This window comes from Paraniabella ginsengisoli, assembly GCF_022513635.1.
In the GTDB taxonomy this organism is placed as follows: domain Bacteria; phylum Bacteroidota; class Bacteroidia; order Chitinophagales; family Chitinophagaceae; genus Niabella; species Niabella ginsengisoli.
This window is the reverse complement of record NZ_JAKWBL010000001.1, coordinates 943,637-956,078: the sequence shown is the minus strand read 5'-3', so window position 1 is coordinate 956,078 and position 12,442 is coordinate 943,637. Positions and strand designations below refer to the sequence as shown.

The window sequence follows — 12,442 nt, the reverse complement described above, 5'->3', positions numbered from 1 at the left end:
TATAAATGAATGAAAGTAATATCAGGCACCGAAATGGATTCGGTACTGATGCGTGTCAAAATAAAATCCGGCTGTACTAGTGGGTGCGTACGAGGATACCGGCAAAAAATACTTTCATTGTTTGGGCATTTAGTTGCGCAAAGATAGGAGGAATCATTAAATAAAAAAGCTGCCTCAATGTATTGAGACAGCTTTTAGTATTTTTCGAAAAGTTCTTTAAAGCTTCTGAAATATTTATTTCACTTCTTCGTAAGGAACGTCAGTCACATCTTCCCCACCAGCGTTACCACCGGGTTGAGCACCTTGCTGATCGTCTCCTGGCTGAGCTTGTGCACCTGCTGCTTCAGGGCCCGCCTGGCCAGATTTGTATATATCCTCACTTGCTGCGGTCCATGCATTGTTCAACTCAGTCATAGCAGTATCAATACCGGCTATGTCTTGTTGTTTATGCGCTTCTTTCAATTTTTCAGCAGCACTTTCAATGGTTGCTTTCTTATCCGCAGGCACTTTGTCACCATATTCTTTTAACTGCTTTTCAGTTTGGAAAATAAGGCTGTCTGCCTGGTTCAATTTTTCTATCTTTTCTTTTTCAGCTTTGTCAGTAGCTTCATTAGCTTTTGCTTCAGCCTTCATTTTTTCTACTTCGTCTTTACTTAAACCACTACCCGCTTCGATATGAATTTTTTGTTCTTTTCCGGTTCCTTTATCTTTTGCAGTAACGTGCATGATACCGTTCGCATCAATATCAAACATTACTTCAATTTGAGGAACGCCACGTGGAGCTGGCGGAATACCATCCAGGTTAAACATACCTAAGCTCTTATTATCTTTTGCCATAGAACGCTCGCCCTGTACTACATGAATCTGTACACCCGGTTGGTTATCGCTGGCAGTAGAGAAAACTTCTGATTTTTTTGTCGGGATGGTTGTATTAGAAGGAATCAATGTTGTCATTACACCACCCATAGTTTCAATACCTAAAGAAAGCGGCGTAACATCTAATAACAATACATCTTTCACTTCCCCGGTTAATACAGCACCTTGAATCGCAGCACCAATCGCTACTACTTCATCAGGGTTCACACTTCTATTAGCTTTTTTACCGAAGAATTTTTCTACGATTTCCTGAACTTTAGGAATACGAGTTGAACCTCCCACCAAAATCACTTCTTCAATTTCACTGGCGTTCATGCCTGCATCTTTCAATGCCGCTTCACAAGGTTTCAAACAACGCGCAAAAAGATCATCAGCCAATTGTTCAAATTTTGCACGAGTTAATTTCTTAACCAAGTGTTTAGGAACACCATCTACCGCAGTTATATAAGGCAGGTTAATTTCTGTTTCCGATGAGCTTGAAAGTTCAATTTTCGCTTTTTCAGAAGCTTCTTTCAAGCGTTGCAAAGCCATTGGGTCTTTGCGCAAATCGATCGCTTCTTCAGATTTGAACTCATCAGCCAGCCAATCCATGATCACTTTATCAAAGTCATCACCACCAAGGTGTGTATCACCATTTGTCGATTTCACTTCGAAAACACCATCACCTAATTCAAGTACCGAAATATCGAAAGTACCGCCGCCAAGGTCAAATACTGCAATTTTATGATCTTTACCACCCTTATCTAAACCGTAAGCCAATGCTGCTGCAGTAGGCTCGTTCACAATACGGCGAACATTTAAACCTGCAATTTCACCCGCTTCTTTTGTAGCTTGTCTTTGCGCGTCATTAAAGTAAGCCGGAACGGTAATTACCGCTTCATTCACTTCCTGGCCCAGATAATCTTCAGCCGTTTTCTTCATTTTTTGAAGCACCATTGCCGAAATTTCCTGTGGCGTATATAATCTGCCATCTATATCAATACGAACTGTATTATTGTCGCCTTTTGCCACTTTGTAGCTCCAATGGCTTATTTCTTCCGAAACCTCGTCAAACCTGCGCCCCATAAAGCGCTTCACAGACATAATCGTGTTTTGAGGATTAGTGATAGCCTGCCTTTTTGCAGGATCCCCAACCTTACGCTCACCATTTTTCAAAAAGCAACCACCGAAGGCGTGGTACGGCGGCCTTCATCATTAGCTATTACCACCGGCTCGTTACCTTCCATCACTGCTACGCAGCTATTGGTGGTTCCCAAGTCAATACCAATAATTTTACCCATAATATTTATATTTTTTCTTTGTTTTTTAGAATTTACCGTTTATGCGGCAATTACCTTTTTCAATGATTGTGCCGAAGCAGAAAATATGCAAAAATGTCAGTACTAAAAAGAGTCTTCCCAAAAATTGAGGCACAATAAGGTATTTTATGAGGTCGACAGTAAATATATGGCAGCGATCTTGCGTCGCACTCGTCAACGATAGAATATTACTGATCCTATATAAACGACGCCATTTTGCTTCTCCATAGCTGACCAGACGGAGACCGTCAGACCAGGTCAAAAAAAATTATGGATTTTTTAGGATCTGTGTTGCGCTTTTACTATAGCATACGTATATACCAATAGATTCAGCTGATTTATTTTTTAATCCCTACCTCTTTAAACATATTAAAAAGATGAACGCAATTAAATTTTTTAAATTTAACTACCGAAACAGCCTTTTAGGCGCGGGTTTACTTACCCTGGTACTTGTTAGCTGCTCAAAATCGAACGACGACTATTACGATCTGCCGGATGCCGCGGCAGTAGGCGTTGTACATGCATCAGCAGGGTTGCCCGCTTTAGATGTTGCACTTGACAATAACAGGCTTGGTGTAAGTTATTTTAACTACACCGACAGAATAGAATACTTCCGTGCTTACACAGGAAACCGGGAAATAAAGGTATATAATGCAGGCGCTGCCAGTGCAAACCCATTGTTTTCTAAAGGTTTAAGTTTTGATGCAGGAAAATATTACACCGTATTTATAGTTGATACTGCCGCCAAAATGGATGCTGTTTCGTTAGGCGACAGTACCCGTTCAGCTGGGCAAGATTCTGTTCGCATCCGCTTCGCGAATATGAGCCCGGACGCTTCCGGCCTCGACTTATATGTGAAAGGTGAAGCAAACCCGATAGCTACAAACATCACCTATAAAAAAGCTGGCAATTTTTTCAGTTATAAAGCAACTTTCAATATTGTATTCGAATTAAGGCCAACCGGGCAAAATACTTTATTGGCAACAATGGAACCGATTAATTTGATGAGAGGAAATATTTATACAATATGGAGTGGCGGTTACAGGGCCGGTAGCCAGGCAACCGGTACACGAATAAAGTTGGATGCCTTCGCTCATTAATTTATTGACCCGTACCTTTATGAAACTAAATCAGCCTACGCTTGCGAAAGTAAGCATGGCTGATTTTTTAGGATAGACGATCTTTTAAATTACAGCGGTAACGGGTGAAGCACAAACAACAAATAAAGAAGATTACTGATAAAACAGATAGGAACAAGCTAATTCCCGGTGATGCTCATTTTAGAAGACGTATATCCAGCAGATAAAACAGCACGGGCTGAAAATTCAAACGAAGCAGGTAATAAGCTGGTTAAAAAACACACATTGGCGTTAAGCGGAGATGAACTGGAACATACTTTAAAGGGATGCCAAAACAATAAAGAGCATCACAAAGAGGCGCTTTACAGAGGCTTTTACGGCTATCTAAAGGGTGTGGTGATTCGCTATGTAAATGATTACCACTTTGCTGAAGAACTTGTAAATGACAGTTTTATTAAAATCTTCAATAATATTTCTTCTTTCAATGCTCTTGGTCAAACCGGGGATATCACTTCATCGTTTAAGGCATGGGTTGCCAAAATTGCATCCCGCACGGCTATTGACTTCTTAAGAAAAAAGAAAATAGATTTTGGAAAAGAAGATATATCGGAAATGCAGATACCCCCTTTAGCACAGGTACAAATGCAGACCACAGAAGCAAAAGATATTTTAAAGCTATTAAATAAACTTCCACACACACAAAAAGCGATTTTTAATTTATACGAAATAGAAGGTTTTACACACCAGGAAATTTCAGGCTTATTGGCTATTCCTGAAAACGTAAGCCGCTCCTATCTATCCAGGGCAAAAAATAAACTCAAAGCCTTGTATAGCGAAAATTTCAGAACATGACAGATCCAAACGACGATATTATAAATTACATAAAAAGTGCGTTGCAGAGCCACGAAGAGCCGTACGATGAGGGTTCATGGGAAAGGTTTGCTGCAAAACACACTGCAATTCCTGTAAGGAAGAAGCCTGTTATTGCCTTGTGGGTAACAGCAGCTGCCGCAGTTATTATCGGTGTGATTTTATTTGCGCGTATTTTTAATAATACCAACGTTACTGACATACCCGTTGAAACGTATGATGTTGTAATTAAAAACAACACGGATACCAACATCGAAAATGAGATAATCAACGAGACTTTGCCGCAAATTGATAATGCGCAGGTAAATCCTAAAATATCTGATAATAACCAACAACAGTTGGCTGTAACAAAATCCATTGCAGCACCCGCTTTTAACAATAATGCTATTTTACCTGCACCTAATCCGGTAACACCTTCTTATCAACCAACACAACAACCAATAGCTTCGAATGCACCAATAATTAAAGAAGAGAAACAACAGGAAAAGAAAGTAGATTTTTGGAGAAACAATGTAGTGGACAACAAAAACAACGTCACCACTACAAACACTCCTAAAGAAAAAGAAAGTAATATTCTTATAGCTTCAACTGTACCAAAAACATCTGACAGAAAGCAGTCTGCAGAAAGAAACAGCAGATGGCAGCCGAGTCTTTATGTATCTCCATTATTTGGTGAACTTGGCATTAACATGGGTTATGGTGTTTCGCTTGGTTATGCTATCAATGATAAAATAAAAATAAGTTCAGGGATTGCACATACAAAACTATCGGCCTCCCGTGCTTTTGATCCCACCGCTCCAGCGGGAGGAGTTGCCAACGCTATGGCATCTGCACCAGTTGATTTAGCAGGTTCAAAAAATTCACTTGTAACTTATAATAGTTCAACAGCAAATTCTTCTCAAATAAGGACCTTACAACAAGTGGACGCTTCTTTATCCGGAATAGATATACCTGTTGAAATCAATTATAGCATTAATAAAAAGTTGTATGCCACAGCCGGCGTGTCAGCGTTGGTGGTAATAAACGATAATAAGACATACACATTTGCCGACAGCAGAAATGTAAAGATTTCGGTGGAAACAAATAAAGGAACACTTAAAGAAGACAGGTCTGTAATGTTTAACGAACAGAGTACCAGCAACAACCAGCCTTCTCAGGTACCTACAGAGAATACACCATTACTTGGCTTTTACAATATATCTTTAGGATATCGTCAAAAGATATCTGACAAGAATGCTGTATCACTTGAGCCTTTTATAAAAGTGCCTATGAAAAATGTAACGCAACAAAATCTTAAATATATGGGCACCGGGATACGCTTAAAATTTGATCTCTAAATATCGTCCTTATGATGCTTAGACCTGCCCTCAGCCAGTAGGTCTTTTTTCTTTTGCGCTACCTGACAAAAAAAACTTAGTAATAAAATAAATTAAAATCTATTTTGCTGATTGCGACCACACCCCTAATTTTGCGCCCGGAGAGATGGCAGAGTGGTCGAATGCGGCGGTCTTGAAAACCGTTGACTGTAACAGGTCCGGGGGTTCGAATCCCTCTCTCTCCGCAGACCACTGAAACCCGCATTAACTGCGGGTTTTATTTGTATATGAAGTATTGCTCGTGTATATGCAAATTTTATGCGATGAAAACATGAGAAAATTCCCGATAATTGGTTTGCTAATTTCTTCAGAAAATGTTTCTCACAGCTATAGCAACATTATTCTCTAATCTTTCAACTAAAAAAAGGTATTGCTTTGGTAAGTGATGTTGCCACACATTAGGATTGTTGGGATCGTTGCTGTAAAGCGTAAAATATTCTTCGTCGGGATTCAGTACGATTGTTGGACCGATTCTAACATAATAATTGCTGTGATAATAACCAGGTGTAACCAGATCAGGTATTTGTTTTCTTACAGCTTTAGACACTATATTACCAAGGTACTTTTCATATCTTTTTTGCGCTTTTTTACCAGGCTTGCTTAATTGGTTATACACATATTTAAGAGCAATATTTTTGGGAAATTTTTGCTGCCTGATCATCTTTTTCGCATGACGAAATGGATTTACAGTTGTAAAATCATCAACGGTTTGGATTGAAAAAGGAACTTCCGGTACCCAGTCAACAGGGTTTATGACGTTGTAAGCCCATCCGCCCTTAGTCTTCCTTTCATAATCATACGCATAATAAAGATTTCCTGGCTTGGGGCCAGCGCTGCAATAGGTTTTAAACTGTATGTCGCCCGGTAAACGACCATGTGCTTTTAAGTTTAGCAAATATGATGTTAGCAAAAAAGTGATCCCCGCACCCTGGCTATGGCCTGTCAGTATAAAATCTTTTATTCCTGTTTTATAACACGAATCAATTTTGTCTTCTATAGTAGATGAAAGGTTGGCCATTGCCACCAACCACCCAACATGTACAGCTGCATTAGGATTATCAGAAAGATTATACTCAAAGCTCTTTCCCTTTTGAAGTTGAATTTCACCTTTGGCCGGAACCATTGCTGCATAAAGATTCGCTAAAAAACTAGCCTCGGTTTGAATACTACCCTGAACTGCTATGACGGCTATTTTTTGATTTTTATGCACCCACAAGTCCCAAATATTATCAAAGGCCACAACTGGTGATCTGTATATGAAATCGTATTGATCTGGAACAGGAACGGCTTTATCGCCAACCCATTTATCTAGTGCAATATGTGCTTTCTGATTTATCTTCAACATTTCTATATATTCCTGCTTGTCAAAGTAGGGCTGCAACTCACTTGCGGCAACATCTACCAATTGACATACAGAGAACATAATCATTAAGATCTTCTTCATATAAGCTTCGATTATTTATTATACAGGGCTCTTATGTTCCGGGCCAAATCAATGGAAAGTTATGAAAAAGCTTTATGAAGTGAAAATAAATTAACAGCGCGGCATGCTCTTTACTACATATATGCTGCCCCTATTTGGGCTTTGGAATTACATGATGCTGATGAGCCCAGTTATTCCAACTATCAGACAAAGCTTTTACTTTATCCGGAAATTGCACGGACAAATCATTTAACTCCGTAGGGTCTTTTGTTATATCATATAAGCTCCATTTTTTTGTCCTTGTGCCATTACCAATTTCCAATTATTCTGCCGTACATATTTTGCACCTTCGTGCTCATTAAATAAAATACTGTGGCCATCATCTTTTTACCATTTAAAGAAGCTGCAAAACTCTTCCCTTCCAGTGGCAATATTTTATTACCCTTATATTCTTTAGGATAACTTGCTCCAGCAAGTTCGATAAAGGTTGCCATAAAATCCATCACATGCCCTACCCTGCTGGTGTTAATACTTCCTTTATGTTTTATGCCTGAAGGCCAGGAAACGATCATAGGTGTATGAATACCGCCTTCCGTTGATTGTGATTTCCATAAACGAAAAGGAGTATTAGCAACATTAGCCCAATCAGGGCCGATAGAAAAATAAGTAGTTTGCGGGCCAGGCATCACGCTCTTGTCCGTATTATAAGCTATTTTTTGTCCATCTCTTGTCTGTCCTGCTCTGTCAAATCCCGGCCCGTAGCGTTCACATAATTCAGCGCTTGCTCCATTGTCGCTTAAAAATACAATCAGTGTATTCTCCAACTGTCCTGTTTCTTTAAGTGCTGTCAATATGCGGCCAATCCCTTGGTCCATGCGATCAATCATCGCGGCATGCACAGCCATCGCTCTCGCATCCCAATCTTTATTGGGATTGTCTTCCCAATCGATTTCAGCGGGATGTCTGGGCGACAGTTTGGTTACCTTAGGATCTATCAGGCCCATTTTTGCCATTCGGCTGAAACGTTCTTGTCTAATGGCCTCCCAGCCTTTTGTGTAAGTATTTTTATATTTTTCAATATCCTCCGGCAACGCATGCAAAGGCCAGTGTGGAGCATTTTGCGCTACATATAAAAAGAAAGGTTGATCACCTTTTGCCATTTCCCTGATATAGCCAGCAGCCTTATCATTAATAGCATCGGTATGATAATAATCTTTAGGAACTTCCTTCACAGGTTCCGTTCCTTCCACCAGACTGAAAGGATCAAAAAAATCAACCACACCCCAAATAGTTCCGTAATATTTTTCAAACCCTCTGTTAGTTGGATATTGATCAATGGGAGAAAATAAAGGATGTTGTTCCTGGTGACTCAACCATTTTAACTGAGCTTCTTTAGTAGGTTGTGTAAGTGTATTAGAAACATGCCATTTACCTGACATTGCGGTTTTATACCCTGCTGCTTTCAACACTTCCGCAATTGTTACAGCATCATTTCCAATATGACCTTTATACGCCTGATCATCTTTTTGTGTTGTCATATCACCAATACCCGCGTCGTGATTATACAAGCCGGTAAGCAATGAAGCCCGGGTTGGGCAACACCTTGATACGTTATAGAATTGCGTAAAACGAATTCCATCTTTTGCGATCTTATCTAAGTTGGGCGTATGAATTTCTCCTCCATAACATCCTAAATCAGAATAGCCTAAATCATCAGCCATTATTAAAATGATATTAGGCCTTTTATTTTTTGCAGGCTTTTCGGGATTGGCACAACACAAACAAGTAATTGCTAAAAAACCAAATAAGAAATATTTCTTCATGTTTATTTTTTCACTGTTTATTAAAAGCTATGAATGTTTTAATCATTTCCTTCATTGCGTGGCTGACGGCTTAATGCCTGCATTTCTGTATTCACTCCTTCATCTCCTTGTTGTTTCATAAATTCTTTAAGCTTATCCTTGAGTTTTTGCTTGACGTCTTTATATGCAGTTTGCTGAGCCAGATTATTAAGTTGCCACGGATCTTTTATAACATCATACAATTCTTCTTCCGGCCTTATTACATACTGTTTTGCCCTTTCTGCATTTACTTTCATCCATTGCTTAAACAAAGGGGAAGAAGTTACAACATTCGAAAAGCTATTTTTAAAATTAAGATTATGAATAAGAAGATAGCGATCATTTCTGATAGATCTGTTGGCATAGGCTTCGCTTCCGTTTATAATACCCCGTGTTGTATTTACACCAAAAACATACTCCCGCATTTTATTTCGTCTACCAGTAAGAACTTCTTTAAAACTTTCACCGTCAAAACCTGTATTTCCTAATGCATCTTTAGAACCTGTGTTCATTGACATAGGATTGCCCCCGGCAATATCAATCAATGTCGGGAGTATATCAGTGTATTGAACCATCGCATTACTACGTGTGCCTGAACTAACCACACCAGGCCAGCGCACAATAAAGGCAGAGCGAAGTCCCTGATCATACAATGTCCATTTAGAAAAAGGAAAAGAATTGCCTTGTTCTGATGCAAACATCACGATCGTATTATTTTTATTACCGGTTCGTTCAATCATATCAAGACAGTACCCAACAAGACTATCAAGATAGGTGATCTCAGCAAAATAATCAACCATCTCTTCACGTGTCATTTTAGTATCAATCATGTTAGGTTCGAGCTTGATCTTAGATGCATCATATTGGCTTCGATCTCCCCTGTTCCATGGACCATGTGGTTGATTGCTTGTAAACATCAGGAAAAATGGCTTGTCAGCGGATGCATGAATGTATGCTTCAGCTTTGCTCAAATATACATCCTGTCCTTTTCCATTATCATGATTGCGACCTCCTAAAAAATCAAACGGATAAGAAGGCGCCGGGCCAAAATGTTTTTTACCAATTAATGCGGTGTTATAACCTAAATCTTTCAAATAGACCGGAAGCGTTTTAATACCATCATAAATAACACTATGATTAGGATAAGCGCCATTCCGCACAGGGCCAAGGCCCGTTAAGAGCGTTTGCCTTGTGGGAGCACAAATAGGCACCACATTAAACATATTATCAAAACATACACCTTCTTTTGCTAACCGCGACAGATTTGGTGTCTTCACCTGTGTACTGCCATATGGCTGAAGATCCCTCATCGTAAGATCATCTGCCATTATGAATAAAACGTTGGGTTGCTTATTCGATTGCTGGCCAATAGCAGTGGAAGTAAACAGCAGGCAGGCAATGAATGTTTTTAAAAAACAGTATCGCATCAATTTCTTTTTATAAACTAAAATTTTTGAACTTCATCAGGCTCTTTGATGGCCATGCAGGCCAAAGGTTTAATTAGCTTGTCAATATTCTATTTTGCACGATGTGTTTAGTAAAGAACATTTAAAATAATTACGGCTTTCTTGATAATTCGTTCATTGTAAACCTAAGGTCATAAATAGTTCCCTTATAAGTTTGCAACTTCCCAGCTTGCTCTTCGCCTTGTAAATGGCCATTGGTAACGTATCCGGCTTTGATCTTTGTAAAATCTTTAGCAAGCTTTTTTGACAATATTATATCATGATCAAATCGAATTTCAAGATCACCGCTGGCAGATAATCTAAAAAGAAGTTGCCCTTTTGTTTTTGGCAGAACGATATTTTCCAATATTAAACCGTCATTTATCTTAACTCCAATTTTACCTTGATAGGCATAAAGTTGGAAATTATCGAAGTAATCACAAATAACCCCTCCTTTGTCAACATTGGTTAAGTACGCTGTAATATAGAGTACATCAGGATTCCAGAGTTTTTTATTAAAAGAAAGGTCTGCAGCACTTTTATTTTGATCGACGCTATAACTCTGATCGAAAAATGCCGGCAGTGTTCCATCTAAGATCATAGTTTCAGTTTCGCCTTGTCGGTCTAACTCTTTTTCCAATAGCTGCTGCATTTCTGTCAGCTGCTTGCTTTGTGCAGTTTGTATTGCAAGATTTTTAAATTCTGATATGTCTGTATTCAAATTATAAAGCTCTTCTGGCACCCTATAACTATAACGATCTAATAAAAACCTCGTACGTTCATTTGTTTTCGCGTGTTCTATCCATGAATCAAAATAAAATTCATTACGCTCGACTTTATCAATATGTGTTATAAAACGCAGGCCAGGATGGTAGTTGCGGATATAATGAAGTCCGTCATCTGTAATAACCGCCCGTGCCGGAGTATAATTATACCAGTAATGAGGTTCTACAGATGTCTCTGCAAAAACATATTCGTGATGTGTTTTTTCTTATTCAAAAGAATGTCCTTGAAAGAAGCGCCGTCCCAGTTCTGCTCCGCCTTTCCTCCGGCAATATCAACCATCGTCGGCGTAAGATCGACCAACGAAACCAACGCATCCGACTCCGTTCCTTTTACTGTTTTTCCCGGCCAACGTACAATAAGCGGCACTCGTAAACCGCGGTCATACACGGTCCATTTTGCTGACGGGAACTGTGCGCCCTGATCGGAAGTAAACATTGTTACAGTATTCTCTTTCTTGCCCGCTTGATCAAGCGCTTTCATTACTTCGCCAAGCATCTTATCTGCTTCACCGATGCTTTGATAATAAGATGCAAGTGCGTGGCGGGTTTCTTTAGTATCGGCAAGGTAATCAGGCAATTTTAATCTTTCAGGATCAAAATCGCGATTCGGAAACCAGGGAACATGCGGCACCCAGGGAGCTATAATCAGGCAGATGGGTTGTTCAGGTTTTGTTTTGAAATGTTCCTCTATCATTCGCACTGTTTCCATTTTACGATCTAATCTATTTTCAACAGGTGCATATTTGCCGAACTCCTCACCAATACGTTCAAAAGGGAAATTATCTATTGGGTAAACATCCACCTTTCCGGAAATAACAACACGGTATCCCTGCTTCTGTAAAAACTGTGGAAGATTGGGCGTTCGGGCATGCACAGTAAAATGATTCATTTGCGAACCATTTTTAAATGGGTAAAGACCTGTAAATATTACACTTCTTGACGGTGCACACATCGGAGATGCAGCATATGCTTTATTAAAGCGCATCCCTTCAGAAGCTAACAAATCAATATTAGGTGTTTTAACATCGGCATTTCCATAACAACCAACATCCTGCTGATTCAAATCATCTGAAATAAATAATACAATATTGGGTTTGCTTTGAGCACTCGTCAAGATGAAAATATGCAGGCTAAAAATAGTTGCCGCAATCATCCTGGCTATATTTGGACAAATATATAATTCAGCAATTCTTTGAACTTTCTTCATAATATGTATATTCTTATACAGAAGGCAAGAACTGTTAACAGCTGGCAGTTTAAACATAATTTTCGAAGGCTTATTCCTATGATTAATTCAACATTATGGGGAATCAAGAAATCTTAACGCCAGTTATTTCAAATGGCGAAGCCAAGTTACTAAAAGTACCGGGAAACATGCTATTCAAAATCTAGATGATTTGTCTCAAAGCATTAATCATATTTCGAATAACATGAAATCAGTAAGCAGGT

General features: G+C 39.2%; 9 protein-coding genes, 1 tRNA gene and 1 pseudogene. 4 read left to right on the top strand and 7 right to left on the bottom strand.

What is annotated here, in order from left to right; translation table 11 throughout:
- Positions 1-234 precede the first annotated feature (234 nt).
- Positions 235-2,102: pseudogene (gene dnaK, locus MKP09_RS05380) on the bottom strand (molecular chaperone DnaK).
- 449 nt (positions 2,103-2,551) lie between these two features.
- Between dnaK and MKP09_RS05375 the strand changes: the two are divergent.
- From MKP09_RS05375 to MKP09_RS05360, 4 genes are all read left to right on the top strand, one after another.
- Positions 2,552-3,274: a DUF4397 domain-containing protein gene (locus tag MKP09_RS05375; protein WP_240826766.1), complete on the top strand. Its 723-nt coding sequence runs from the start codon at positions 2,552-2,554 to the stop codon at positions 3,272-3,274.
- Between the two features lie 171 nt (positions 3,275-3,445).
- Positions 3,446-4,105: an RNA polymerase sigma factor gene (locus tag MKP09_RS05370; protein WP_240826765.1), complete on the top strand. Its 660-nt coding sequence runs from the start codon at positions 3,446-3,448 to the stop codon at positions 4,103-4,105.
- A complete protein-coding gene (locus tag MKP09_RS05365) occupies positions 4,102-5,460 on the top strand; it encodes a hypothetical protein (RefSeq protein WP_240826764.1) in 1,359 nt (452 codons plus the stop codon). The genes MKP09_RS05370 and MKP09_RS05365 overlap by 4 nt, the downstream gene beginning before the upstream one ends.
- A 139-nt stretch (positions 5,461-5,599) precedes the next feature.
- Positions 5,600-5,684, top strand: a tRNA-Ser gene (locus tag MKP09_RS05360).
- 122 nt (positions 5,685-5,806) lie between these two features.
- On the opposite strand, the gene MKP09_RS05355 is transcribed toward MKP09_RS05360, so the two are convergent.
- The 6 genes from MKP09_RS05355 to MKP09_RS05330 form a co-directional block, all read right to left on the bottom strand.
- Entirely contained in the window at positions 5,807-6,943 is a 1,137-nt protein-coding gene (locus MKP09_RS05355; RefSeq protein ID WP_240826763.1) for a lipase family protein, read from the bottom strand.
- A 130-nt stretch (positions 6,944-7,073) separates the two neighbouring features.
- Positions 7,074-7,244: a hypothetical protein gene (locus tag MKP09_RS05350; protein ID WP_240826762.1), complete on the bottom strand. Its 171-nt coding sequence runs from the start codon at positions 7,242-7,244 to the stop codon at positions 7,074-7,076.
- Positions 7,231-8,745 carry an arylsulfatase gene (locus MKP09_RS05345; protein WP_240826761.1) on the bottom strand — a complete coding sequence of 505 codons (1,515 nt, stop codon included), beginning with the start codon at positions 8,743-8,745 and terminating at the stop codon, positions 7,231-7,233. Before MKP09_RS05345 ends, MKP09_RS05350 begins: the two co-directional genes overlap by 14 nt.
- Before the next feature lie 38 nt (positions 8,746-8,783).
- Positions 8,784-10,190 carry a sulfatase family protein gene (locus MKP09_RS05340; RefSeq protein ID WP_240826760.1) on the bottom strand — a complete coding sequence of 469 codons (1,407 nt, stop codon included), beginning with the start codon at positions 10,188-10,190 and terminating at the stop codon, positions 8,784-8,786.
- A 130-nt stretch (positions 10,191-10,320) separates the two neighbouring features.
- Positions 10,321-10,929, bottom strand: coding sequence for a hypothetical protein (locus tag MKP09_RS05335; protein ID WP_240826759.1), 609 nt, complete (start codon positions 10,927-10,929; stop codon positions 10,321-10,323).
- A gap of 227 nt (positions 10,930-11,156) precedes the next feature.
- On the bottom strand, positions 11,157-12,200 hold the full coding sequence (locus MKP09_RS05330) for a sulfatase family protein (protein WP_240826758.1): 1,044 nt from the start codon (positions 12,198-12,200) through the stop codon (positions 11,157-11,159).
- Positions 12,201-12,442: the final 242 nt, after the last annotated feature.

What these genes read in the sequence shown, in the direction of transcription:
- MKP09_RS05365 (WP_240826764.1), top strand. Translation starts at nt 4,102, where the DNA reads ATGACAGATCCAAACGACGATATTATAAATTACATAAAAAGTGCGTTG.
- MKP09_RS05355 (WP_240826763.1), bottom strand. Translation starts at nt 6,943, where the DNA reads ATGAAGAAGATCTTAATGATTATGTTCTCTGTATGTCAATTGGTAGAT.
- MKP09_RS05370 (WP_240826765.1), top strand. Translation starts at nt 3,446, where the DNA reads ATGCTCATTTTAGAAGACGTATATCCAGCAGATAAAACAGCACGGGCT.
- MKP09_RS05340 (WP_240826760.1), bottom strand. Translation starts at nt 10,190, where the DNA reads ATGCGATACTGTTTTTTAAAAACATTCATTGCCTGCCTGCTGTTTACT.
- MKP09_RS05330 (WP_240826758.1), bottom strand. Translation starts at nt 12,200, where the DNA reads ATGAAGAAAGTTCAAAGAATTGCTGAATTATATATTTGTCCAAATATA.
- MKP09_RS05375 (WP_240826766.1), top strand. Translation starts at nt 2,552, where the DNA reads ATGAACGCAATTAAATTTTTTAAATTTAACTACCGAAACAGCCTTTTA.
- MKP09_RS05345 (WP_240826761.1), bottom strand. Translation starts at nt 8,745, where the DNA reads ATGAAGAAATATTTCTTATTTGGTTTTTTAGCAATTACTTGTTTGTGT.